Source organism: Desulfosceptrum tomskiensis, assembly GCF_049818055.1.
In the GTDB taxonomy this organism is placed as follows: domain Bacteria; phylum Bacillota; class Desulfotomaculia; order Desulfotomaculales; family JASEER01; genus JBFLVT01.
This window is the reverse complement of the sequence record NZ_CP187479.1, coordinates 1,160,123-1,184,595: the sequence shown is the minus strand read 5'-3', so window position 1 is coordinate 1,184,595 and position 24,473 is coordinate 1,160,123. Positions and strand designations below refer to the sequence as shown.

General features: G+C 57.3%; 25 protein-coding genes, 1 pseudogene and 1 other annotated feature. Of the genes and pseudogenes, 19 read left to right on the top strand and 7 right to left on the bottom strand.

The genetic code is table 11. From position 1 onward, the window contains the following. Positions 1-114: 114 nt before the first annotated feature. The 5 genes from spoIIGA to ACPV0M_RS06010 all read left to right on the top strand — a co-directional run bounded on the left by spoIIGA (position 115) and on the right by ACPV0M_RS06010 (position 4,422). Complete coding sequence (gene spoIIGA / locus ACPV0M_RS06030) at positions 115-1,041, top strand: sigma-E processing peptidase SpoIIGA (RefSeq protein ID WP_425622043.1); 927 nt, start codon at positions 115-117, stop codon at positions 1,039-1,041. Positions 1,042-1,151: 110 nt separating this feature from the next. Beyond that, positions 1,152-1,853, top strand: a complete 702-nt coding sequence (sigE, locus tag ACPV0M_RS06025; protein ID WP_425622142.1) for an RNA polymerase sporulation sigma factor SigE — start codon at positions 1,152-1,154, stop codon at positions 1,851-1,853. A 163-nt stretch (positions 1,854-2,016) separates the two neighbouring features. Further along, positions 2,017-2,787, top strand: coding sequence for an RNA polymerase sporulation sigma factor SigG (gene sigG, locus ACPV0M_RS06020; protein WP_425622042.1), 771 nt, complete (start codon positions 2,017-2,019; stop codon positions 2,785-2,787). A 308-nt stretch (positions 2,788-3,095) separates the two neighbouring features. Continuing rightward, positions 3,096-3,359: a YlmC/YmxH family sporulation protein gene (locus ACPV0M_RS06015; protein WP_425622041.1), complete on the top strand. Its 264-nt coding sequence runs from the start codon at positions 3,096-3,098 to the stop codon at positions 3,357-3,359. Positions 3,360-3,504: 145 nt separating this feature from the next. Beyond that, positions 3,505-4,422, top strand: a complete 918-nt coding sequence (locus tag ACPV0M_RS06010; RefSeq protein ID WP_425622040.1) for a hypothetical protein — start codon at positions 3,505-3,507, stop codon at positions 4,420-4,422. A gap of 134 nt (positions 4,423-4,556) precedes the next feature. On the opposite strand, the gene ACPV0M_RS06005 is transcribed toward ACPV0M_RS06010, so the two are convergent. After that, positions 4,557-4,766, bottom strand: a complete 210-nt coding sequence (locus tag ACPV0M_RS06005) for an FmdB family zinc ribbon protein (protein WP_425622039.1) — start codon at positions 4,764-4,766, stop codon at positions 4,557-4,559. A 201-nt stretch (positions 4,767-4,967) separates the two neighbouring features. Between ACPV0M_RS06005 and ACPV0M_RS06000 the strand changes: the two genes are divergently transcribed. The 9 genes from ACPV0M_RS06000 (at position 4,968) to ileS (ending at position 14,116) form a co-directional block, all read left to right on the top strand. Beyond that, positions 4,968-6,548: an MBL fold metallo-hydrolase RNA specificity domain-containing protein gene (locus ACPV0M_RS06000; protein ID WP_425622038.1), complete on the top strand. Its 1,581-nt coding sequence runs from the start codon at positions 4,968-4,970 to the stop codon at positions 6,546-6,548. An 8-nt stretch (positions 6,549-6,556) separates the two neighbouring features. Further along, the gene (gene pgeF / locus ACPV0M_RS05995; RefSeq protein WP_425622037.1) at positions 6,557-7,366 is read left to right on the top strand and encodes a peptidoglycan editing factor PgeF; all 810 of its coding nucleotides are present in this window, start codon (positions 6,557-6,559) and stop codon (positions 7,364-7,366) included. 115 nt (positions 7,367-7,481) lie between these two features. Beyond that, entirely contained in the window at positions 7,482-8,384 is a 903-nt protein-coding gene (locus ACPV0M_RS05990) for an HlyD family efflux transporter periplasmic adaptor subunit (RefSeq protein WP_425622036.1), read from the top strand. Positions 8,385-8,386: 2 nt separating this feature from the next. Further along, on the top strand, positions 8,387-9,076 hold the full coding sequence (locus ACPV0M_RS05985; RefSeq protein WP_425622035.1) for a YggS family pyridoxal phosphate-dependent enzyme: 690 nt from the start codon (positions 8,387-8,389) through the stop codon (positions 9,074-9,076). Between the two features lie 36 nt (positions 9,077-9,112). Then, positions 9,113-9,559: a cell division protein SepF gene (locus ACPV0M_RS05980; RefSeq protein WP_425622034.1), complete on the top strand. Its 447-nt coding sequence runs from the start codon at positions 9,113-9,115 to the stop codon at positions 9,557-9,559. 27 nt (positions 9,560-9,586) lie between these two features. Next, positions 9,587-10,411 carry a pyrroline-5-carboxylate reductase gene (proC, locus tag ACPV0M_RS05975; protein ID WP_425622141.1) on the top strand — a complete coding sequence of 275 codons (825 nt, stop codon included), beginning with the start codon at positions 9,587-9,589 and terminating at the stop codon, positions 10,409-10,411. Next, positions 10,408-10,674: a YggT family protein gene (locus tag ACPV0M_RS05970; RefSeq protein ID WP_425622033.1), complete on the top strand. Its 267-nt coding sequence runs from the start codon at positions 10,408-10,410 to the stop codon at positions 10,672-10,674. Before proC ends, ACPV0M_RS05970 begins: the two co-directional genes overlap by 4 nt. Before the next feature lie 10 nt (positions 10,675-10,684). Beyond that, entirely contained in the window at positions 10,685-10,987 is a 303-nt protein-coding gene (locus tag ACPV0M_RS05965; protein WP_425622032.1) for a DUF167 domain-containing protein, read from the top strand. A gap of 30 nt (positions 10,988-11,017) precedes the next feature. Further along, positions 11,018-11,276 (top strand) — a binding site (T-box leader). Between the two features lie 44 nt (positions 11,277-11,320). Continuing rightward, positions 11,321-14,116 carry an isoleucine--tRNA ligase gene (gene ileS, locus ACPV0M_RS05960; RefSeq protein WP_425622031.1) on the top strand — a complete coding sequence of 932 codons (2,796 nt, stop codon included), beginning with the start codon at positions 11,321-11,323 and terminating at the stop codon, positions 14,114-14,116. A gap of 393 nt (positions 14,117-14,509) precedes the next feature. Here the strand turns inward: ileS and ACPV0M_RS05955 are convergent, their stop codons facing one another. From ACPV0M_RS05955 to polA, 5 genes are all read right to left on the bottom strand, one after another. Then, positions 14,510-15,049, bottom strand: coding sequence for a lytic transglycosylase domain-containing protein (locus ACPV0M_RS05955; RefSeq protein WP_425622030.1), 540 nt, complete (start codon positions 15,047-15,049; stop codon positions 14,510-14,512). 7 nt (positions 15,050-15,056) lie between these two features. Further along, positions 15,057-15,635, bottom strand: coding sequence for a dephospho-CoA kinase (gene coaE / locus ACPV0M_RS05950; RefSeq protein WP_425622029.1), 579 nt, complete (start codon positions 15,633-15,635; stop codon positions 15,057-15,059). Positions 15,636-15,664: 29 nt separating this feature from the next. Next, positions 15,665-16,285, bottom strand: coding sequence for a sporulation membrane protein YtaF (gene ytaF / locus ACPV0M_RS05945; protein ID WP_425622028.1), 621 nt, complete (start codon positions 16,283-16,285; stop codon positions 15,665-15,667). A gap of 149 nt (positions 16,286-16,434) precedes the next feature. Further along, a complete protein-coding gene (gene mutM / locus ACPV0M_RS05940) occupies positions 16,435-17,283 on the bottom strand; it encodes a bifunctional DNA-formamidopyrimidine glycosylase/DNA-(apurinic or apyrimidinic site) lyase (protein WP_425622027.1) in 849 nt (282 codons plus the stop codon). Beyond that, a complete protein-coding gene (gene polA, locus ACPV0M_RS05935; RefSeq protein WP_425622026.1) occupies positions 17,262-19,901 on the bottom strand; it encodes a DNA polymerase I in 2,640 nt (879 codons plus the stop codon). Before polA ends, mutM begins: the two co-directional genes overlap by 22 nt. Before the next feature lie 230 nt (positions 19,902-20,131). Here polA and ACPV0M_RS05930 point away from each other — a divergent pair. The 5 genes and pseudogenes from ACPV0M_RS05930 to ACPV0M_RS05910 form a co-directional block, all read left to right on the top strand. Beyond that, positions 20,132-20,212: pseudogene (locus ACPV0M_RS05930) on the top strand (hypothetical protein); the annotation flags it as partial. A 51-nt stretch (positions 20,213-20,263) separates the two neighbouring features. After that, entirely contained in the window at positions 20,264-21,520 is a 1,257-nt protein-coding gene (locus ACPV0M_RS05925; RefSeq protein WP_425622248.1) for a hypothetical protein, read from the top strand. Positions 21,521-21,634: 114 nt separating this feature from the next. Further along, positions 21,635-22,240: a DedA family protein gene (locus ACPV0M_RS05920; protein ID WP_425622025.1), complete on the top strand. Its 606-nt coding sequence runs from the start codon at positions 21,635-21,637 to the stop codon at positions 22,238-22,240. A gap of 117 nt (positions 22,241-22,357) precedes the next feature. Further along, positions 22,358-23,020, top strand: coding sequence for an N-acetylmuramoyl-L-alanine amidase family protein (locus tag ACPV0M_RS05915; RefSeq protein ID WP_425622024.1), 663 nt, complete (start codon positions 22,358-22,360; stop codon positions 23,018-23,020). A 130-nt stretch (positions 23,021-23,150) separates the two neighbouring features. Continuing rightward, complete coding sequence (locus ACPV0M_RS05910) at positions 23,151-23,627, top strand: YhcN/YlaJ family sporulation lipoprotein (protein WP_425622023.1); 477 nt, start codon at positions 23,151-23,153, stop codon at positions 23,625-23,627. 31 nt (positions 23,628-23,658) lie between these two features. On the opposite strand, the gene pdaB is transcribed toward ACPV0M_RS05910, so the two are convergent. Further along, the gene (gene pdaB / locus ACPV0M_RS05905) at positions 23,659-24,408 is read right to left on the bottom strand and encodes a polysaccharide deacetylase family sporulation protein PdaB (protein WP_425622022.1); all 750 of its coding nucleotides are present in this window, start codon (positions 24,406-24,408) and stop codon (positions 23,659-23,661) included. Positions 24,409-24,473 lie beyond the last annotated feature (65 nt).

Genomic DNA, 24,473 nt, shown 5'->3' with positions numbered 1-24,473 from the left:
GAATGACAAGGTCTAAAGCCCTGGTTCATTATAATTGGAACCAGGGTTTCTAATTTCTGTCATATGGCTGTGGGGCAGGCATATAAATGTAACACATCGGGGGGCGGAAGGGAGATGACCTATACAGTTTACCTTGATGAAATATTTATCGGCAATGTGGTCATGAACTTCGCCATCCTTTGGCTCACCGCACGCTTCAGCCTCTGCCGTACGAACAAGTGGCGCCTGGCGGCCGCAGCAGCGCTGGGGGCTTTCTATGTCGTTACGCTTTTTGTCTTTCCCCTGTACGAGTTTACCTCTCTTCCGGCCAAGCTGGGGTTATCCTTGGCGATGCTCGTCGTTGCCTTCGGTTTGCTGCCCTGGCGCAAGCTCTTGACCTGCGGAGTCATTTTCTTTATATGTTCTTTCGCCCTCGGCGGGCTGGTCTTCGGCTTGAGCTACCTTTTCGGCGGCACCGGGACCGCTGCGGGATTGGGGCCGGCATTCAGTTTTCCTACGCAATTCTTCTGGCCCGTTATCATTGCCGCGCTTACGGCGGCCTGGCTGGCGGGCCGAACGGGCGCCGTGTTCCTCCGGCGCAGGCATTTGAAGGGGCTTTTTCAGGTTCCTGTTAACATTCAATTGTACAACCGTCGCCTTTCAGTCGATGCCTTGATTGATACGGGCAACCAGCTCTCCGATCCGGTGTCCAAGGCCCCCGTGATTGTTGTCGAATATGACGCTGTCAAAGTACTTCTGCCCGACCGTGTCCGCCAGCTTTTGGACAGCGGGGCCGAACCAGATTTCCCGGCCCTGATCGGTGCCCTGGAGTCAACGAAACTAGCCACCCGTTTCCGCCTGATACCTTTTCAGTCTCTGGGACGGGTAAATGGGTTGCTGCTGGGTTTCCGGCCCGATCAGGTTGAAATCCTGGTAGGCGGTGAGATGCTCAGGGTCAAGGAAGTGATCGTCGCTGTCTACCAGCGGCGCTTAAGCCCCGAGGCCGCTTACAGGGCGCTTCTGAACCCCCGGGTGCTTGAAGCCGCCCCCGGGTTTCTGTAAGCAAGAGGTGCCGGGAGTTGTAGGATGCAAAGGGTGTTGTCAGGACCTTTCTTTTGAACGGTCTTGCAGGAAGGGGGATTCCGTTGCGGCTGCTTAAAACCCTTCGATTCTTGATCAGCGAACTGTGCAAGCGTTTGCGGGCCCGGTGGACCCCGGGACGGGAAGTGCACTATGTAGGGTCCAGCGAAGCGCTTCCCCCGCCGCTGTCCCCCGACGAGGAAACGGGTTTGATCGGCCGCCTCGAAGCCGGCGATGACGGCGTGAGGCCTACGCTGATCGAACGGAATCTGCGACTGGTGGTTTACATCGCCCGCAAGTTCGAAAACACCGGCGTGGGGATCGAAGACCTGGTCTCCATCGGTACGATCGGGCTGATTAAGGCTGTCAACACCTTTGACCCCCAGAAACGCATCAAGCTTGCCACCTATGCCTCGCGCTGCATTGAAAACGAGATCCTGATGCACCTGCGGCGCAACAGCAGAACGCGTACCGAGATCTCTTTCGAGGAACCGCTGAACGTCGACTGGGACGGGAACGAATTACTGCTTTCGGATGTCCTGGGCACCGACAACGACATTATTTACAAGAACCTCGAAGAGGAGGTCGACCGTAAGCTGCTCCGCCTGGCCCTGTCCCGGCTTTCTGGCCGGGAGCGCAAGATCATGGAGCTGCGCTTCGGCCTGACCAACGGGGGCGCCGAAAAGACGCAGAAAGAGGTCGCCGACCTCCTTGGCATTTCCCAGTCCTACATTTCACGCCTGGAAAAACGCATCATCAAGCGGCTGCGGAAGGAGATGTGCCGGCTTGGATAGCGTTCGGCTTTGGTCATGTTGCGCAAGATAGAGCAACAGAGGATTAACGTAAGACAACTCTTGAAGAAGCTGGTCTTGGTTGCCAGCTTTTTCTTTTTCAGGACGTCGTATAACCCAAAATTGGCGGGGCAATAATGAGAAAAAAGCTGGGGAGGCCGTGGCATTGGTAAACAAGGTGGAGATTTGCGGCGTCAATACGTCGAAATTGCCGGTACTTTCCTCTGGTGAAATGCGCAAGCTGTTTGAAGCAATGCACGCTGGCGACACCTCCGCCCGCACCAAGTTGATCAACGGAAATCTTCGGTTGGTTCTCAGTGTTATCCAACGCTTCACCAACCGCGGCGAATTTGTGGACGACCTCTTCCAGGTGGGCTGCATAGGTCTGATGAAAGCCATCGACAACTTTGATCTTAGCCAGAACGTTAAGTTCTCAACCTATGCGGTTCCGATGATTATCGGCGAAATCAGGCGCTACCTCCGGGACAATAATCCGATCAGGGTATCCCGTTCGCTCCGGGACGTGGCCTATAAAGCCCTGCAAGTCCGTGACAGTCTCGCCAACAAGTATTCACGGGAGCCCTCGGTCAGCGAGATCGCCAACGAACTGAACATTCCCCGCGAAGAGATTGTTTTTGCCCTTGATGCCATCCAGGAACCCATCTCCCTTTTTGAACCGATCTATCACGACGGCGGTGACCCGATCTTTGTGATGGACCAGATTTCGGACGAAAAAAACCTTGACGGAAACTGGCTCGAAGGCATCGCCATTCGGGATGCTTTGCGAAGGCTCAACGACCGGGAAAAGATGATCCTTACCCTGCGCTTCTTTGAAGGCAAGACGCAAATGGAGGTCGCCGAGGAGATAGGTATTTCCCAGGCCCAGGTATCGAGACTGGAAAAGGCTGCCCTGGCGCATATGCGTAAGTATATGTGAGCACCGGGTATTGAGTACTAGGGCCGCAGCGGCTCGGTGTAAGTAGTGAATAGTAAGACTCGAAGGCATTCCCGTACGGGAATGCCCGATTTATTAATTGGGCGTTCAACATTGGACTAGGGGTGACTCTAACCCGACTGCCGAGTGCTAATGCTTATCTACCACCAACATCTAGTAACTAACTGCTAACATCCTGAGCCCCAAGTACGATACCCTACACCCATACCCAACCTGGTTATACCAAAAAATGGCCATTTCTGGTTTTGAACCGGAAGAAGTTTGCATATACATGTGACGGGGTGATCCGCATGGTTAAAATTTCTGATCTGCGCATGCGCGAAGTTATTAACGTTCTGGATGGCAGGCGCATGGGGATGATCAAGGATATCGACATCGACCTTGAAACCGGACGGATTACGGCGCTGATCCTTCCCGGCTCGACCCGGTTGATGGGTTTCTTCGGGCGCGAGGAAGAGATTGTAGTGCCCTGGGAAAAAATCGTGCGCATCGGCGTCGACGTCATTCTTGTGGAAGCCCCCCATTATTCCGAGCCACGCTACCAACGGCGTTAACCTGGTACATTTTGGGTCACCCTTTTTAATCCCCGCTTGTCGAAGCGGGGGTTTATTGTTTTATGTTAAATAATCAGTTGTTCTTTAAACAGGTTTCAAAGTAAAATGGTGGGTAAGCACGCGTAATACGAAGGGAGGCTAACGCTTGCTGAAGAACCTCCTGCAGGGCTTTTCACGTCCTGACCTGCTCAGTTGTGCCGACAAGCAAAGCATTAAGCGCGACGATCCGGGCGCCGATCAGGGTGTCGCAGAGCCTGTCACCGGTGCCTCTTATCTGTTGGCAGGCGAAGCAGGCCTCTGGGTTTGGTCTTTTGACACCCGCCAGTTGGAACTGGCCCGTATCGAAGACGTGGCGCGAAGCTTTCCCGAGTCGCGGTACCGGGTTGTAAGCATGAATCTGTTAACCGGCCAGATGCGGCTCAAAGCCATAACCTCGGTCAGCGGGCCCGGCAGCGTCGACAGCATGGTAAGGCTGATCCTGGCTAGCGGCCAAAGCATTGTGACGACCAGCAACTGTCCGGTGCTTACGATTGACAGCGACGGCCACATTACGACCCTTCCGGCCAGCAAGGCCAAGATCGTCCTGGTTCCCAGGCGCATGGAAATGTGTTATGAGGTACGCGCTAACGCCGCCCAGTTCGCCGGCATCCTTAACGTTTGCAAAGTGGACCCGGAAACGCACGCCGACTACGAGTGGCTGCGCCCGCTTGCTTTTGCGGCCTGGGGATGGGATCGCCTCGAAGGCTTCCAGCGATTGGGGGATGAAGTCCTGGAGGAGTTAAGGGTGGATATCGAGAGGCGGGCCCGCAAGCTGAATCCGCACAAGCTACAGAAGATGGAATGCTACGACTGCCTGGTCAAGGCGACGAGTAACTTCGCTTGCAGCATCAGGCTTCTCTTTACGCTTAGCATCCTGGACCGGGTCTTTCCGGTTAAGGTTGCTTCGCGCGAGCAGCTTCCCGGATCCGACAACGTTTGGGCCATCACGATCGAGGACAACGAGAATTTCCTGGCTGCCGAGGGGATTTACCTGGGCCAGCCCGCATCTCAAGATCGCCGTTAGCAGTTGGACATCTAAACAGTAAACAAAGGTAAAGGTCCTCTGATTATTGTCCGAGGACCTTTGCTCATTGATAGGCATTCCCGAACGGAGACTCCTTTAAGTTCGACGACTGACGACTTACAACCGACGACCGATTAGTGGCACCCGGAGCAGCTTGACGCCGTACAGCCGCCGCAGCTGCCTTTGCCTCCCTCCGCGTTCGGGGCACAGAACCCGGAAATCAATTTGTTAGGGTTGCCGGCGCCGCACTCGGGGCATTTCACGTTCTGCCCCGTTTCACCCATTTCGCAAAGCTTCTCAAAACGCTTGCTGCACTTGGCACAGCGAAACTCGTAGATCGGCACGATCTAACCCTCCTTGCTCTCTCCATTTTGCAGGAGAAGGTCTTGACTTACCGTTTTTTAGCTTAGCCTTGGAGGCGGCCCGTGTCAAGCTCCGTGCCGATAAACCTTGCCGGTATCCATGGTCCCCGGTATAATCTAGGAGAGTGCAGGGCGCAGTTTTTGAACGGCATCTTAGTTGATTGAAATACGGGAGGTCTAATAGTGTTCCTTACTTTTTACGGGGCAGCGGACACAGTTACGGGATCGTGTTTCATGGTCGAAAGCGCAAAGTGCCGTATCCTGGTGGACTGCGGGATGTTTCAGGGATCAAAGGAGATTAAGCAGCGCAACTATGAGCCCCTGCCTTTTCCGGCAAGGAGTATCGACTATCTTCTGTTGACTCACGCCCACATCGACCACAGCGGCCTGATTCCGAAGCTCGTTAAAAGCGGGTTTAAAGGGCGCATTATCGCGACGGGCTGTACAGTTGATCTTTGCGGGGCGCTCCTCCCCGACGCCGGGCACATTCAGGAAATGGAAGTCGAACGCATCAACCGCAAAGCGCGGCGGGCCGGAAAACCGCTGATCCAGCCGATATATACGGCCGATGATGCTCTGGCAAGCCTGCCTTTCTTCGACGCCGTCGATTACGACGAGGAGATCAGCCTCTGCCCCAACCTGCGCGTCAAGTTTCGTGACGCGGGGCACATCCTCGGTTCGGCGCTCCTGGAACTCTGGATCGGGGATAACGACCACGAGACGAAGTTCGTGTTTTCCGGGGATCTAGGCAACGAAGGGCGTCCGTTTGTCAAGGACCCCACCGACCTCTGGGAAGCTGACTGTTTGGTGATTGAGTCAACTTACGGGGACCGCCTGCACCAGGTCGCGAACCCTAAAGAACTGCAGCAAAAACTCCACGACGTTATCTGGCAGACCTACCGCAAGGGCGGGAACCTGCTCATCCCCGCCTTCGCCGTGGAGCGAACGCAAGACATCATCTACGACCTTTTTCTCCTGGCCAGGGAGAACAAGCTTCCCCCGATGGACATTTGGGTCGATAGCCCACTGGCAGCCCAGGTTACCAGTATTTTCGCCAGCCATCATGAATGTTACGACCAGGAAACCATAGAACTGATCGCCAACGGGGAAAACCCTTTGAAGATGCCGAACCTTAAGTTTTCCCAAAGCATGGAAGACTCCCAGATGCTGAACAGGATCCCCGGGGGGATGATCATCATTGCCGGGAGCGGGATGTGTGAAGCCGGTCGCATCCGGCACCACCTAAAGCATAACCTGTGGCGGCCCGAGGCCACCGTTTTATTTGTGGGATACCAGGCGGAGGGGACTTTGGGCCGGCGTCTCCTGGAAGGCGAAAAGGACGTCCGCATCCTGGGCGAGGAGATTTGCGTCCGTGCCGACATCGTTAATATCGACGGCTTCTCGGCCCACGCCGACCAGGATATGCTTGTGGATTGGATTAAGGGCTTCACGGTTCTTCCGCAGCAGCTTTTTATCGTTCACGGTGAACCGGTGGCCCAGCACGCGCTTAGAGACCGCTTAATTAAAGACGTGGGGATTATGGGCATCATCCCCAAGTGGCGTGAAACTTTTTCGATTACCAGGGGCCGCACGCCTCACGATAAACTGCGCCAGGCCACGGCGGGGTTCTGGGCCAAGCTGGAGAACTACCTAGCGACGAAACCCGAACCGGAATCCTTTACCGAGATCATGGCCAAAGTTAACGAACTTGAGCGTTTGATTGCCAGCCACCAGGAGAAAGGCGAGAACGAACAGGCGGGATAGGGGCGTTAATGGAACTGAAAGAACGGAACGGCCTCACTTTCTACGAAGTTTCATCCTTCAAATTCCACGAAGGTGTTGTCGCAGCCTTCAGTACGCGGCACGGTGGTGTCAGCAAACCTCCGTACGACAGCTTAAACCTCGGGCTGCACGTGGGCGACGAACCCGCATCCGTTTTGCATAACAGGGAATTATTCGCCAAGGCTTTGCAGTTAAACCCGCAGATGGTGGTGTGCGGTGCACAGGTTCACGGGTCCGAGGTGGCGGAGGTTACCGGCTTCCACGCGGGAAGGGGCTCCGCCGATGCGGCGGATGCTTTGCCGGGCGTTGACGCGCTCGTGACGGCCGAGGCCGGGGTCCCGTTGACGGCGTTCTTTGCCGACTGCGTCCCGCTGTGGTTTTATGCGCCAAGACAGCGGGTGGTTGGGCTGGCCCACGCCGGTTGGCGGGGAACAGCCGCTAAAATCGCCGTGAAGACGGTGCGGTTTTTATGCTTGCGATGGGGTATCGAACCCGCCGAGATCCTGGCCGCGGTGGGGCCTTCCATCGGGCCGTGCTGTTACGAGGTGGGCAGTGAGGTGGCAGGAGCTTTTCGGACCTTGAGCCCGGAATGGCCTTTATTCTTGCAAAAACTTGACCGGAACTGGCGGCTCGATCTTTGGGAAGCCAACCGGCTGCTGCTGGTCGGGGATGCCGGCCTGCAGGCCCGGAACATAGAAGTGGCGGGTATATGCACGGCGTGCCGGCACGACCTTTTCTTTTCTTACCGGGCCGGAGGGGGACGGACCGGGCGGATGGGCGCCGTTATTTGCCTCGTATAAGGAGTTACTGGTGAAATGCTGAAAATCCAGTATTTTAAGAAGCAGGATTTACCAGTTGCCCGGCGAAGTACTGAAGAAGATTTATGAAGTTTTATTATAAGGGTGAAAGTGCCCGGTGCAAAAGTCGCGCTTGAGCCACGTCCTGCTCGCGGTGCTGGGTTCGGCGGTTGCGATATGGTTTCTGATCCCGGTCGTCTTTTCCTACGCATCAAGGCAATTGGTGCAAACAGCCATCCTTCATCCCCAATACGAACGCTGCAGCGTTACCCTTCAGGCCTTGGTTTTCAGAGACGAGACCCTGGTTCGCGCGCCGGCCCCCGGTTGCTTGGGACTGTTGGTTTCAGACGGGGAAAGGGTCAGTAAGGGAACCCCGATAGCCAAGATCAAGGATGCCGGTATAGAACGAATAATTGTTTCCCCGCGGGCCGGGGTCGTTTATTTTAATCTTGACGGCCTCGAGGAGATGCTTTCTCCGGACCGGCCCGATGCCTTGCGCACAATCCCCGGCGTCAAACCCCTCAGGAGGTCGGCAGGTGACGTCCTTTGCAAAGGCGACCCCGTCGCAAGGGTAGTAGACAACCTCGACCCGGTGGTACTGAGGGTGACGCCGGAAAGTGCCGCTGTCACGCCCGAACGTTACGAGCCCGGGGCGATGTGGATCCTGTGCGTCGACCGGCAGGATTATCGCGGGCGCGTTGTCGCTTCGCTGCCGGGCGAGGAGGCAACGCTGTTCTTGCGCCTCGAGCGTTACCCGGATTGTTGCCTCCGCGAACGGTTTCTGACCTGCCAGGCGGTGGTGGGGGAGTTGGATGGCCTGCTGGTGCCGAGGTCGGCAATCATATGCAGGGGGGAGCAGGAGGGAATTTTTGTTGTCTACAAGGGTTCCAGCCAGTGGGTTCCGGTAGAGATACTTGGACAACTTAATGACAAGGTATCCATCAAGGGTGCGGGCCTGAGCGAAGGCATAAACTACGTCGTCAATCCTCGCTGGGTTAAGGAAGGGGCTATGCTGCGCTAGACATGACCGCACAAGATATCATCGAGAACCTGCGGCGCGTTAAGGAAAACATCGCCGCAGCCGCGCGCAGGGCAGGGCGCTCTCCCGAGGAAATTAAGCTTGTCACTGTCACAAAAACGGTGGACATCGAACGCATCAAGACGGTTTTTGAGGCCGGTTGCCGTGACTTCGGGGAAAACAGGGTTCAGGAGCTTGTCAAGAAGCAACCGCTGCTGCCGCAGGCCGCCTGGCATTTTATCGGGCATTTGCAGCGGAACAAGATTCGGAATGTCGCGGGCCGCGTCGCTTTGATCCACAGCCTGGACCGCTGGAGCCTGGCCGAGGATCTCGACAGGTGGGCGCATTTGCATAACCGTGTGCTGCACGTCCTGGTGCAGGTCAACGTGGCCGGCGAGGAAACGAAGTTCGGCGTAGCGCCGGGCGAAGTCGAGGATTTTGTGGCGGCGCTGGGCGATCTCAAAGGCCTTGCGGTAGATGGCTTAATGACGATCGCGCCCTATGTGGACAACCCCGAGGAAGTCCGCCCGGTTTTTCGAGAATTGCGTTCCATCAGCGTGAAATTATCAAGATATCCTTTCTTTACGCAAAAATATCTTTCTATGGGTATGACAAACGATTATACTGTTGCCATAGAAGAGGGTGCCAATATTTTACGGATCGGTTCGGCCATCTTTGGTTCGCGTCCATATTGATCGGTCTTTCCACTAATCCTTAAAGGAGGTTCTCAGGTGGGTACCAAGCTTGTGGACAAGGTTCTCGGGTTTATGGGCTTCGAGGAGGAAGTGCCTGAAGGCGAAGCCCAGCTGACCCAGCAGCAGCCTGAGCAGCGGGAGAGCCTAAAACCCGGGAAGAAAGGTGCCGTTGTCAGTCTGCACACGCAGCGCCAGGTTAAGGTGGTCGTGGTTGAGCCCCGTTCTTACGACGAGGTGCAGGAAATCGTTGATCACCTCAAAAACCGGCGGCCCGTCATCGTCAACCTGGAACACGCCGAAGCAGACCTAGCCCGCCGCGTTTTTGATTTTGTCAGCGGGGCGACTTACGGTCTGAACGGCAGCCTCCAGAAGGTCAGCGGGACAATCGTACTGTTCGTGCCATCCAACGTGGATATCGACAGCCCGGTCAAGGGTGCGGGAGAGAAGGGGCTTTTCTCCTGGATCAACAGGGACAGGTCTTAAAAAAACGGAGAGTGTGTCGGCGTGAAGATGACTTTGGATAAGCGCCTCGGCATTATCGGCGGGGGCGCCATGGGTGAGGCTTTGGTACGAGGAGTGATCAAGGCCGGGGTGGTCGAGCCGCCGGCGGTGATGGTCAGCGATGTCCGCACCGAACGGCTCGAAATGCTGGCCGGGGAAACGGGGGTCAAGGTCGCAAGCAGTAACGTCGCGCTCGCGCGGGAGTGCGATATCGTGATCCTTGCCGTCAAGCCGTTTGTCGTCAGCGAAGTGCTGGCCGAGATCGCCCCTGTGATGAACTTGCGCCAGACGCTGATCAGCATTGCCGGGGGCATCAGCCTGGACTTTATCGAGCAAAAAATGGGCAACCGGATCCCGGTCGTCCGGGTGATGCCTAACACGCCCTGCCTGGTGAACGAGGGGGCCAGCGCCTTTGCGCTGGGAGCAAAGGCCGGCGCCGAGCAGGCCGGGCAGGCCAGGATGATCTTCGGCGCCGTCGGCAGGGTCGTGGAAGTTCCCGAGAAGCTGATGGACGCCGTGACGGGCTTAAGCGGTTCGGGGCCGGCATACGGCTACTTGATTATCGAGGCCCTGAGCGATGCCGGCGTCCGGCAGGGGCTGCCGCGCGATCTGGCCACCGAGTTGGCCGCGCAAACACTGCTCGGCGCGGCGCGCATGGTCCTGGAAACAGGGGAGCATCCCGGCCGATTGAAAGATATGGTTACCACACCGGGGGGAACGACGATCGAAGGCTTGTTCGCCCTCGAGGAAGGGGCGGTCAGGGCCAGTATCAGCAAGGCCGTTGAAAAGGCGGCCGCCAGATCCCGGGAAATGAGCAGGCGAGGTGGAGCATGACTTTCCTAATACAGATGGTTGATGTCGCCTTTAGGTTATATACTTACATTATTTTTGCGCGGGTTCTCCTGTCGTGGATCCGACACGATCCTTACCACCCGGTTTTTCGCTTTATTTACGAGATTACTGAGCCCGTGCTTGGCTTCTTCAGGCGTATTATCCCGCCGATCGGTGTTTTCGACATATCGCCTATTGTCGCGCTTTTTGCTGTTTCGCTGGTCAGGATGCTAGTGCTGAATATCCTTACACGTTTTGCCTTTTAGGCGGTTTTGTATGTACGGACCGTTTCTTAGCAGGGATCAGCAGGGAACGACGCTGAAAGTAAGGGTTCAGCCCAAGGCTTCCCGCGACGGGATTGCGGGAACCTACGGGGAAGCCCTGAAAATCAGGGTTGTATCGTCCCCCGTCGACGGGGCCGCCAATGAAAGGCTATGCGGCTTTCTTGCCAAGGTTTTGGGGATTTCCGCCAGCCGGGTCAGCATCAAGTCGGGCCATACGGGTCGGGACAAGGTGATCCTTCTCGAGGGCCTGACGCCGGAAGAGGTAGCTTTTCGTCTACAGTTGACGAAAACTTAGGATTTCAAATATAATGTTCCGCAGATATGTGTAAAGCCAGTGAACGGGAGGAGTAACCCGCTGTCTCCATCAGCGAGCCCGGGATAGTGGAAGCCGGGCGGGAAGGGGCGGGCGAAAATCGCCCGGGAGGCGCGGCCTGAACCACGGGTAAATTGGCTGGGGCCAATTTATTTGTTTGTTTGCAGTAGGGCTTGCCGGCGGCTGCCGTTACCAGCGCAAGGAGAGGTCTTCCCTTATTACGGGCGGATCAATAGGGTGGTACCACGGGATTAGCACTCTCGTCCCTGCACGGACGGGAGTTTTTTATTGCAAGCACTTTTAAGGAGGAACTGCATGGATTACGGAAAGACACTGAACCTGCCGAAAACGGATTTTCCGATGCGGGCCAACCTCCCGCAGCGTGAACCCGAAATTCTTAAGTACTGGGACGAGGTCGGCCTTTACAGCCTGGTGCAGAAACACACCAGGGGCCGTCCCAAATACATCCTGCACGACGGTCCCCCTTACGCCAACGGGCCTATTCATATGGGGCACGTGCTGAACAAGGTTCTCAAGGATATGGTGGTCAAGTACCAGTCGATGGCCGGGTTTGACGCCCCTTACGTGCCCGGTTGGGATACTCATGGCCTGCCGATCGAGCAGCAGGCCATTAAGGCCCTGAAGATCCGCCGCCACGAGATTTCCCCGGTGGATTTCCGGCAGCGCTGCCGTGAGTACGCCCTCAAGTATGTCGGCATTCAGCGGGAGAGCTTCAAGCGTCTTGGTGTCAGGGGCGACTGGGAAAACCCTTATCTTACGCTGCAGCCGCACTTCGAGAGCAGGCAGATCGAGGTCTTCGGCGAAATGGCCAAGCGCGGGTACATTTACAAGGGACTGAAGTCCATCTACTGGTGCGCCACCTGTGAGACGGCCCTGGCCGAGGCTGAAGTCGAATACAAGGAGAAGGAATCGCCGTCGATTTACGTGCGTTTTACTGTGAAGGACGGTAAAGGGGTTGTTCCGACCGGGAATACCTACGTCGTGATCTGGACGACGACGCCGTGGACCCTGCCGGCCAACGTCGCTATCTGCGTCCATCCGGAGTACCGCTACGCCCTGCTCAACACGGGCAAGGAACGCTACCTGGTCGCAGAGGAGCTTGCGGAACCCTTCCTCAAGGTTCTCAGAGCCGAGGCGTCTGTTGAAAAGACGTTCCAGGGCGAGCAGCTGGCGGGCGTCGTCTGCGCCCACCCCTTCGTCGATAGGGATTCCGTAGTTATCCTGGGCGAATACGTAACCCTCGACCAAGGCACAGGATGTGTTCACATTGCTCCGGGCCACGGTGAAGAAGACTTTGAACTGGGGGTCAAATACAACCTGCCGGTGATTTCGCCGGTTGACGGGAAGGGGCGTTTCACCGCCGAGGGAGGCATCTTCCAGGGGCAGTTTTACCTCGAAGCCAATCCCAAGGTAATCGAGGAATTGCAAAACCGCGAGGCCCTGGTGCACCTGTCCGGGATCACGCACCAGTACCCGCACTGCTGGCGCTGCAAGAACCCTATTTTCTTTCGGGCTACCGAGCAGTGGTTCGCCTCTATCGACGGCTTCCGCGACATGCTCTTGGACGCCATTGAACGGGTGAACTGGATTCCCGCCTGGGGTAAGGAGCGTATTCAGGGCATGATCGCCAACCGCGGCGACTGGTGTATTTCCCGTCAGCGTATCTGGGGCGTTCCACTGCCCATTTTCTGCTGCGCGGAATGCGAAGAAGCGATCATCAACGACGAGACGATCAACCACATCAAACAGCTCTTCGGCCAGTACGGGTCTGACGTCTGGTTCGCCCGTGAGGCCGACGATCTCGTTCCGCCGGGCCTAAAGTGTGCAAAGTGCGGCGGGACGCACTTTAAGAAGGAAACGGACACCATGGACGTCTGGTTCGATTCGGGCTCCAGTCACTGGGGCGTGCTGACTCAGCCCGCTTACTGGCCCGAGTTGCGCTGGCCGGCCGATCTATATCTGGAAGGATCCGACCAACACCGCGGCTGGTTCAACTCATCCCTGACGACTTCGGTGGCCGTTACGGGAGAACCCCCTTATCGCGCCGTCCTGACCCACGGTTTTACGGTTGACGAGCAGGGCAGGAAGATGTCCAAGTCGCTGGGCAATGTTGTCGACCCCCACGAAGTAATGAAGCAGCTCGGCGCCGATATCTTGCGCCTGTGGGTATGCTCCGCCGACTATAAAGGCGATCTGGCTGTTTCGGCCAACATTTTAAAGCAGTCGGCCGAAGCCTATCGCAAGATTCGTAACACCTTCCGCTTCCTGCTGGGGAACATTTACGATTTCGACCCGGCCGTCGATAAGGTTGCTTACGAACAGATGCCCGAACTGGACCGTTATGCGCTGCACCAGCTGCACACTCTGATTGATAAGGTCGGCAAAGCGTACAAGGGCTTTGAATTCCATACCGTCTACCATGCCGTCTACAATTACTGCGTGACCGACCTCAGCGCCTTTTACCTTAACGTCGTTAAGGACCGGCTTTACTGCGAAAGCGCCGGATCTCCGGCACGCAGGTCGGCGCAGACCGTTCTCTACAATATCCTGGACACCCTGGTACGCCTGCTCGTTCCTGTTCTGGCTTACACCACCGAGGAAGTCTGGCAGTACTTTCCCGCAGAGGGCGAAAAGGCTCCCACCGTTCAGTTGCTTTCCTTCCCCGAGGCCGACCCCAATTACATTGACGGGGACCTGGCCGCGCGGTGGGAAAAGCTGATGCACGTGCGCGACGAAGCGCTGCGGATCCTGGAGACGGCGCGCAAGGAAAAGGTGATCGGGGACTCCCTGGAGGCGTCCGTGACGCTGTACGCGGACGAAAAACTGCGGGGGCTTTTGGAAGCCGCAGCGGATGACCTAGCCGTAATCACGGTGGTTTCCCGGGTCGTGGTGGAATCCCTGGAATCGGCGCCGGACAACGCCGAGGAAGCCCTGGATGTCGAGGGACTGAAAATTCTGGCCAGGCGGGCCGAAGGCGCAAAGTGCCCGCGTTGCTGGAAATATGCTTCGGAAACCGGTACGGGCGGGGAAACGGCCGAGGTCTGCACGAGGTGCGCCGCCGTTCTGGAGACGATAACGCTGGAAGAGTAAGAGAAGAAGTTGCATTTTTGATTCATACTCCCAACGTTCGCTGCGTCAAGGCCTAGGCGCGTACCTGGATAACCTATTGAGTCGTGGCGCCCGCAGACAATCCGCAGGAGGGCTAGAACAACTTAATCCAGAGACCGTTCAAAAGCGAGCATGGCGTGGAAGGCGAAGCCGGACAGCGCGGAGCGTACTGGGTGGTACGTAAGCACTGGACGGCGAGTCTGACAAAGCCAGGCGAAGTTTTTTAACGGTCTCCTAGAAACGGTCCAAACCGAGCCTAGAATCCGTAGATGCGCAGCACTGGAGCGAGCGTGAGAAGCCCGGAAGCCATGCTTACGCTCGTATTGATAAAAAAGCTACTTTGTCAGCAGTCGACGGCGCGAGTTGGCGCCGTTTTTAATCTTTATAGAGAAATTCGTAAACCTTTGTCCGCCACAGGACCTTGCGCACGAACTGGCGGGTTTCGGGGAAGGGAAGCCGGTCCAGGTTTTGCAGGCGGCCGTTCCATATGCCTTCACCGAGCCAGCGTCTAACGTTGCCGTGGCCCCCGTTGTAGGCGGCCAGGGCGATGACCGGGTCGCCGAAGTCGCTCACAAGATAAGCCAAATATCGTGTTCCGATGCGGATGTTGGTTTCGGGGTCATAAAGCATGTCTGGCGAGAAGCCGGGTTCCCCGCTTTGGATCGCCGCCCAGCGTGCCGTTTCGGGCATAAGCTGCATTAGTCCCAAGGCGCCCTTGTGGGAAGTCGCTGAGGGATCGAAATTCGATTCCGTCTTAATCAAGGCGGCTACGAGAAAAGGGTTGAGGGAATTCTCGTCCGCGTAGTGAAAGATCACTTCCTGGTAGGGGAACGGAAAGAAGTGGCGGCCGATCCGCTCGGCGTTGAGAGCCAGGGCTGCTGCAAGCGCGAGGACGATCAGCCAGGTCAGGCGCAACAACTCATCACTCCGATTCGAGGGTTGTCCAATAATTTATAACCTGAGCCCGTGTCTCTGTCAACGACCCATTATTGTCTATCACCCGGTGGGCCTGTCGAACTTTCTGTTCCTGCGGCATCTGGCTGTTAAGGATACGTTCCGCCTGCACCCTGCTGTATCCCCGTTTCATCAGCCGCTTCAGTTTTACGGGCCTGTCCGCGGTGACCACCCAGACCTCGTCCACTTCGTCGGCGAGCCCGACATCCAGGAGCCGCGGCGCGTCGAGGACGATCACCTTGTAACCCTCGGCCGCCTTCTCGGATTTCAGCCTGCGCATGCGGTTGATGATCGGCTTGAGCATGATTTCGTCCAGTTTTTTGTAGGCTTGGGGGTCGGAAAAGACAAGTTTGGCCAGGCGACGCCTTTTCAGCGTGCCTTTGGTAGTGAGGTAAGCCGGGCCGAACGCCCGGATGACGGCCTCCAGGTGAGGGGAGCCGGGCTTGACGAGCTCCCGGGCTACCTGGTCCGCGTCAATGACGGCCGCTCCGAGTTCGGCCAGCATCGAGGCAACAGTTGTTTTGCCGCTTCCGGAATCACCGGTCAATCCTATAACCTTCATACGTCCATCGTAATCTAAAAGGCTAGGTGCAGCAAACGGAACATGCCGATAATGATCAAAATACAGCCCGGCAGGATATTCAAACGCTGGATCAGTGAAGGAGTGAACCTGCTCCCTACAACCATTCCGGCATTAAGCATTAAAAACAGGCCGACGACAACAAAGAGCGGCACCAGCGCCGTGTGCATTCCCGACAGGGCGATGGCGAAGCCGGCTCCGAAGGCGTCCAGGGCCAAGGAAATGCCGAGGAGTGCCGCTTCGCGCGGCGAAATGCAGCCGGAGTCGTCCAGGTCCGCCTCCAAGGGCTCCAGGAGAATCTGGATGACCAGCCCCAGTTGGGGAATGCGCAGGCGCAAGATCCGCCTGGTCGCGCTACGCAAGGCTTGGCTGAGAATCCACAGCCCGAGTGCCACGAGCAGGAACCCGCCTGCCGTCTGTGCCAGGCCGGGAGTAACGAGGCTTGCCGCAGTATGTCCAAGGGTAAGGGAAAGGGTGATCGCCGCTCCGGACGTCAGGCTAATGATGATCAGAGAGGTTAACGGCACCCTGATCTGCCTGATCCCGTAAGCGAGTCCGGCCCCGAATCCGTCCAGGCTCAAGGCAAAGCCGAAAACCAGAAGCGCAACCAGTTCCACTCCGCAACGACCCCTTCCGATGATCCTCCTTAAGAGGATATGGAGGGGGCCGTATTTTGGTGCCTGGGTAGACGGTTGAGAGGTGAGTCGTGGAAAGTCAGAAGTGGGAACATTGGTAGGAATTCGCACAGCGAATTCCTTCAACATACTCACCACTGACCTCTCACTTCACACTTCTTATTCTGGCAGCGGGGGCAGAAGTAGGTCCCCCGTCCCGCGCAAACTGTACGGGCGATAGGGGTTCCACAGCACGGGCACGGCTCACCCTTTTTGCCGTATACCTTCAGCATTTTCTGGAACCGGCCTTCAACGCCGTGCGCATCGACATAGTCTCGGACGCTGGTCCCTCCAAACGCGATCCCTTCATCGAGCACCTTTTTGACGGCGCTGTACAGGGCTTTAGTCTCGCGGGCCGTCAGCTCCGCCGCGGGCCTGTCCGGGTGGATGCCGGCAAGGTACAGCGCCTCATCGGTGTAGATGTTGCCCATCCCGGCCAGGACCCGCTGGTCGAGGAGCAGGGCCTTAATTTTCTGTTTTCTGCCGTTGACCAGGCGGCATAGCTCCTTTTCGGTGAACCGGGGGTCCAGGGGTTCCGGCCCAAGATCCTTGAGCCCGCCGACCCTGTCCAGTTCGGAGGCGGGCACGGCCAGGACCCGCCCGAACTGGCGGGGGTCGGTGAACCTGAGCCAGCCTTGCGCCAGGCGCAGTACCAGGTGCGTGTGCTTGGGCGGCGGCGCAGGATCTGCGTAGTAGACTAGTTGCCCCGTCATCCGCAGGTGTATGACCATGGTTACCCCGCCGGATAACTCCATTAAGATATACTTGCCTCGCCTTTGCAGGCGTTCAATGGTGCGCCCCTTAACCAGTTCGGCGAAAGCGGATGGCTCGGGGCAGGCTATCACCTTCGCCTTATGAATTTCCACCTCCTGGATCTGCTGCCCGGTAATCAGCGGCGCGAGCCCGCGGACGATCGTTTCTACTTCCGGTAGCTCAGGCATTTCGTCACCTCTTCGATTTTGCGAACGTCATACCAGTTTGGCCCTACTTTAAGGTCTACGACAAGCGGGACGCCAAGCTCCACGACCTGTTCCATTTCCTGCTTGATGAGGGGGGCTACCTCGCATAGCTCGTGGGTCGGAACGTCGAATATCAGCTCGTCATGAACCTGCAGGATCATCGCGCTCTTATAGCGCCCTTCCTGCAGCCGCCTGTCGATGCGGATCATCGCCATCTTGATGATGTCGGCCGCGCTTCCCTGGATCGGGCTGTTCGTGGCGACGCGTTCGCCGAAGCCGCGCACGGTCCGGTTGGGGCTGAACAGCTCCGGGATATTGCGCCGCCGGTTGCGGATGGTGGTCACGTAGCCGTTGTTTCGGGCCTGGCTGATCGTTGACTCAATAAACTCCCGGACCCTCGGCAGGCGTGCGAAATAACGGCGGATGTATTCGGCGGCCTCCTTGCGCGGAATTTTCAGGTCCCGGGCCAGGCCAAAGTCGCTGATGCCGTAAATGATGCCGAAGTTGACCGCTTTGGCCCGCCTGCGCAACTCGGGCGTGACCTCTTCCATGGGCACGCCGAAGACCTCGGCGGCGGTACGCGTGTGAATGTCCTGGCCCTCGCGGAAGGCCGAGATCAGCGCGGGGTCACCCGAGAGGTGGGCGAGGATGCGCAGTTCGATTTGCGAGTAATCGGCGGTCAGCAGCACGTTGGCCGGGTCGCTGGGAACGAAGACCTTGCGGATCCGCCGGCCGATTTCCAGGCGGACGGGTATGTTCTGCAGGTTGGGTTCGGCCGAGGACAGCCGGCCTGTGGCCGTAACCGTCTGGTGCAGGGTGGTGTGCAGGCGGGCCGTTTGGGGATCGATGAGCGCGGCCAGGCCGTCGGTGTAGGTCCCTTTCAGCTTGACCAGCTGCCTGTATTCCAGGACCTTGGCGACGATCTCGTGCTCCCCGGCCAGTTCTTCCAGCACGTTGGCGTCCGTGCTGTAACCCGTCTTGGTCTTTCGGCCCTTGGGCAGCCCCAGTTTGCCGAAGAGAATGTTCCCGAGCTGGCGGGGGGAACTGATGTTGAAACGCTCGCCGGCCATGGCGTAAATCTCACTTTCAAGCCTGGTGATTTGCTGTCCGAACTCTTCCGACATCGCCGCCAGCTGTTTCCGGTCGACTTTGATTCCGACTATCTCCATGCGTGCCAGGACCGCAATCAGGGGCATCTCGATCTCGCTAAACAGTTCTTCCTGCTCCAGCATCCGCAGCTTAGTCTGCAGGAACGGCAAAAGCCGACGAATGGACTCAGCCCTTGCCGGCAGCGCTTCTTCGCCTCCCTCGGGGAGAGCCAGGTGCAGGTATTCGAGGCTCAAATCCTCCAGTGCCAGGCCCCCGGCGCCCGGTTTGATGAGGTAAGCTGCCACTGTCGTATCAAAAGCCAGCCCTGCGAGCCTGATCCCTCTCAGATGACAAAACCAGTAAGCGTCCTTGCCGTCGGCGGTAAGCTTGGTGACGTCCGGGTTTTCAAGCATTTCCCGGATGATCGCCAGGCCTTCGGGTTCAAGTTTGCCGAACGGGAGATAAAAGATGGCATCCTCGACAGCTACGCTGAGGGCTTCCAGTCCGCTGGCCCTGTTGCCGCCGAAGGCGATATGCGCCTGACCGGCGGCCTTTATTTTTTCGACGACCCGGGAAAGTTCTTTGATTTCAACAACTTTTTGATAAACGGGGCAAAGTCTTTGCAGTTCGCTGGCGTCGCCGACCCGGGGGACGCGATGGGCGATGTTGCGGGCGAGGCTCTTGAACTCCAGCTTGGAGAAGACTTTGAGAAGGGCTTCGTAGTCCGGCCCCGGCCATTCCCGGATAGCATCTTCGTCGAGGCCCGGAACGGCCCTTTCAATAGTCGCAAGCTGTTTGGAAAGCACGGCCTGGTCGGCGTGTTTCTCAAGCTGCTGGCGCAGGCGCAACGGGAGCTGGTCCTTGTTTGCCAGCAGTTCCTCAAGGCTGTGATAGGTTTGCAGCAGCTTGGCGGCTGTCTTGAACCCGATGCCGGGGACCCCGGGGATGTTATCCGAAGCGTCGCCGACAAGGCCCTTCATGTCTGTAAGCCGGGCCGGTGTGAGGCCGAAACGCTCGACGACCCTGGCCGCGTCGTAGACGTCCAACTCGGTGATGCCTTTCCTGGTCAGCATTACACGGTTGTATTCGTCCACCAGCTGGAGGGTGTCCTGGTCGCCGGTAAGCACCAGCGTATCCATCTTTTTTTCGGCGGCGATCCTGGTCAAGGTCCCGATAATGTCGTCGGCTTCGTAACCTTCCACTTCGATAATCTGGATGCGCATCGCTTCCAGCACTTCCTTAGCCAGCGCCAGTTGGGGACGAAGGTCTTCGGGAGTCGCGGGCCGGTGAGCCTTGTACCCGGTAAAGGCTTCGTGGCGGAAGGCCGGCAGGCCTTTGTCGAAGGCGACCGCAACCCTGTCGGGCGCTTCCGCTTCCAGGACCTTCAACAGCATATTTGTAAAACCCAGGACGGCGTTGGTCGGTAACCCGGTCGAAGTCGAAAGGGGTGGAATGGCGTGAAAAGCCCTGTGGATCAAGCTGTTGCCGTCGATAACCAGAAACTTGCTCACCGCTTAGCGCCCGCCTTCGTTAAAATCGTCTGTGTTTCCAGACCCCTGGCTTCCCGCACCTGTATTTGTTGGCTGCCGGGGGGCCTGGACAACCGTTATTTACATTATAGTATAAGCATTTGGCCAGAAGGCCGTTAAAAAACTTCGTAAAAGTATCCTGAGCAGCCCTTTTCTCTCAAGGCACAAAAATCGGCTGCCGGCAGGAGTAGCGAGGTGGAGGTCGAATACCTTTGAAGGCGCGTGAAGAGAGCTGCGAGGGGGTTAGAGCCATTATCACGCCAACTGAGCGCTGTCCATGCGGTAGTGATAAACCTTACGCGGAGTGTTGCGGCATAGAGGACAAGGTGGTTTCCCTCGCTCAGGTGAGGTGGCGCCGGACTGCTTCGCAACTGCGCAGGAAACTCAGTGACTTTGCCGAGGAATTCATGTTCGCCAGGGACGCCTCCCGGGCCCAGGATATATACTTTCAGCAGATAGAGGACGATATCTGGGCGCTGGATGAAGATTTTATCATCGAACGCTGCTTTGAATGGTTTATTTTCGACTACCGTTTGTCGGGTGAACAGACCCTGCTGGAATTGTACCGGGATGCCAACCTGGAGAATCTTACGCTGACCGAAGCCCTCCTTCTTGTGCTGTGGTCGGAGGCAAAGAGCCGCTTCTACGAGGTTACGGCGCTGCTGCCCGGCAAGGGTCTGGTCGTCAGGGACATTTTCGAGAACCAGTCTTTTTGGGTGCGGGAGCCCGGTCTTCAACCCGAGGCGGAGGTCGGGCAAATTATTTTTGTCAGGTTATTGAGAGTCGGTGCGGAGTATGAGTTTTCCACCAGCGCCATCGGCATAGCGCCTTCGATGAAGGAGATCGTTCAGGAGTGGGTTAACAGGGACTTCAGGCGGTGGCGGCGCATTCGCCGCCGGCAGGAGGACAATCAGTTCAGCCTCTACCTCCAACAACAAGCTCACCGGCTCAGCAGCCAGGCCATCCGTTTCAGCATGCACGACCAGGCCTCGCTGCCTTGGCGCAGCGATGGGGGCGACCACCCGGTCAAGCGCCTGATGACTCTTCTTCAGGGGGATATTCTCAACAGGATTTGCCGTACAGAAGAGGGACGGGAACAGGTCGAGGTACTCCTGCAGTTAATCCAGGATACGGACGACAAGCCCGGCGCCGGCAGCAGGACCAAAACCAGGGAAAAACGTGCTTCCGCCGAGAACACGGTGGCTGGCTATAATTGGCCGAACCAGGGGTATGCCGGGGTTGCCGTACAGGTCGAGGAAGGGCTGAAGGAACTGGGTTACCTGCGGGAAGAAATCCAGATTGCCCTGCGCTTGTGGTATCATTTCTGCGTTCAGGAACATCCCGTCCTGCGCAAGCGAGGAGCCTGGACGGCGGCTGTTATCTACACGATGTCCCGCCTCGACGGGCGCAGGCACATCAGTCAAAACGAGCTTGCCAGGCGGTACAGGGTTGCCGTTTCGAGCGTGTCGAACAATTTCAACAGCCTGTCCCGGGCCCTGAAAATCTTTCCAGAGCGGGGAAAGGACTCAGACCACGGCGGGATCGACCGGTGCCGGGTGCACCCCCTGTTGGACCGCATCATCGCCAGCTTGAAACTCTAAACAAAACAGGACGAAATTTGTGGGACAACCCCTTGCACGAGGGGGTTTTTTTTTGTTCCGGCATACAGATTTATTATTAACGGCTATCACTACCGGACTTTAAGGGGTGACGAGTTGACGGCCCTGCTTGAAATCCTTATCCAGGCCGTGGTGCGCTTCATCGAGTCCCTGGGCTACTGGGGCGTGGCTATCGGGATGGCTATCGAGAGCGCCAACATACCTTTACCCAGCGAGGTGATCCTGCCTTATGGCGGGTTCATGGTCAGCCAGGGGAAGCTGGGTTTTTCGATGACTGTATTGGCCGGCACATTGGGCGGGACGGCAGGGTCGATCCTTTCCTATCTGCTCGGATTATGGGGCGGACGCGCTTTCATCCTGCAATACGGCCGCTTTGTGGGCGTTTCGAGGCATCACCTCGCTCTGGCCGAAAGGTGGTTCGAACGTTATGGCGAGGCGACCGTTTTCTTTACAAGGCTCATGCCGGTGATAAGGACCTTTATTTCACTACCTGCCGGTATTGGGCGGATGCACTTTGTCAAATTTGTCGTCTATACCTTTTTCGGGTCTCTGATATGGAGCATCGTTTTGGTTTTTTTTGGTTACAAGCTGGGCGAGAACTGGCAGACCATAGAACACTGGTTCCGCCGCCTGGATGGCTTGATTGTCGCAGCATTGGTGCTTGCCCTGCTCTACTGGTGGATCAACCGCCACAGGATATAGCAGCCGGCTGTGGAAGTAAGGGAACCATTTCCACGTTTGTCTTTCCTTCCTGCCCGCCACAATAAATGACGTATGAGACACTGGAGAATCAGGACCTTTACGTCAGCCGTCTGCCTCGTGACGTTTATCCTTGCCCTTTTGACGGGCGGCCACGCGGCTGCAGCAGCGCATGCCGGCCTGAAGGGGAGAACGATCGTGATCGATCCGGGTCACGGCGGTTTGGACCCCGGTGCCGTAGACGAGGAAAACGGTATTCTTGAGAAAGAGATCAACATCGCCGTGGCCAGGCTTTTGGCGCAACTGCTCCGCGACCAGGGAGCCAGGGTGATAATGACCTGGGAGGAAGAAAGCGCTTTTTGCCGGGCCGGCGCTGATGGTCCGGTTTGGCGCGTCATGGGTCTGGACGAGCGGGTGGCTGTAGCCAGGGAAAACCGGGCCGACCTGGTGGTCAGTATCCACGCTAACTCCTTTCGCGACCGCCGTTGCTTCGGCCCGGAGATTTTTTATTGCCGCGGTTCGCGGGAGGGGCTGGAGTTAGCCCGGTGTTTTTACCACAAGCTGATGCAGCTTGGGGAAGTAACCGCGGTAGACGTCAGGCCGTCAAGCTACTATCTTCTGCGGGAGACGCCAATGCCGGCGGTCATCATAGAAATGGGCTACATTTCAAATCGCCGCGAGCGCCGCTTGCTGCTGGAGCCGACTTACCAGCAGAAACTCGCTGAAGCTTTCCATCAGGCCATCAACGATTATTTTGCCCGGAAGAAGCATCAGAGCCCGTAACAGGTCGGGGCACGGTTTAACAGGAGAGGTACGATTTACCGCCCCAGATAAAGTATCTTTGCTCCAGGCACCAAGAATACTAAGTCTAGCACCGGTATCCAGTGGAACAGCAGAGAAAGGAGGCGTAAGTTTGAAGAAGAGAAACCTTTTGGTTCTAGCGTTAATGGTTTTTGTCGTATTTGCGGTGTTCGCGGGCTGTAACGCGGCACGCCGGCCGGCGCCTCCGGGGCAGACGCCGCAGAACCCGAACGCGGCCTTGCCGGCCGACCCCCGTGAATCAAGTGCGCTGGCTAAGCGCCTGGCATCGAAGGCCGCGGCTGTGCCGGGGGTCGAAGACGCTGTCGTCGTCCTTTTCGGCACCAACGCTTACGTGGGGCTGAACATGGAACCCAACCAGGAAGGGCGGACAAAAGAGGCGGAAAGAGAGGCGGCGATGCAGGTTAAGCGTGCCGACGACCGAATCCGCAGGGTTCTGGTGACCAGCGACCCGGACCTCGTGACACGGCTGAACAGAATCGCGCGAGGCATCGCCAACGGCCGTCCGGCAAGCGTGTTCGTCGACGAGTTCAGCACCCTGAACAAGCGCATGACGCCGGTAACAAGATAGTGAAACCGCAGTGTAAACTGCGGTTTCACTTTTACTCGCATACCCCACGGCCGCAGGTCATCAGTTCCGCGACCGTCACGATCTTGTAGCCCTTCTCCTTTAACCCCTTGATTATCCTGGGCAGCGCCTCCGGGGTCTGTTCGACGCTGTCGCTGGCGTGCATCAGGATGATCGCCCCCGGGTGTATCAGCCGCAGGACCCTGTTTACGATCCTCTCCACGCCGATATCCTTCCAGTCCAGAGAGTCAACGCTCCACTGCACGGCGGTATAGCCCTCGCCGGAGATTACGTCGAGAACGCGCTCGTTCCAGTCGCCGTTCGGTGTACGGATCAAGTTCGGGGTCCGGCCGGTCAAGTTCTTAAGGATCTCGTGGGCTTTACCCATCTCCTCGGCGATAACGTTGTTCGGGAGCTCGGAGTAGTTTACATGGCGGTGGCCGTGACTGGCGATCTCGTGGCCTTCGGCGGCGATTCGGCGTACGATTTCAGGATGCTGTTCGGCCCAGGGGCCCGAGAGAAAGAAAGTGCATTTCAGGTTTTCCTTTTTGAGAATGTCCAGCACAGGTTCCGGTATTTTTTTCCCCCAGCTGATGTCAAAAGTCAGGGCGGCAACCTTCTGATCGGTCTTGACCTTGTAAATGATACGGGAGTGCGTCGTCGATACCGTTTCAACATGCTGGTCGAAGACGGTGATCCAGAACAGGAAGGATATGAAGGCCATCAGCGCTGCCGTCAGTACGGCCTGCTTGGCCCGCCGGAAGTTAAAGAAATAGATGTACATGGCGGCACCCACCCGGAAAGATTTGTACAACTATATGATCCAGTGGGCCGTTTATGTCAGTCTCA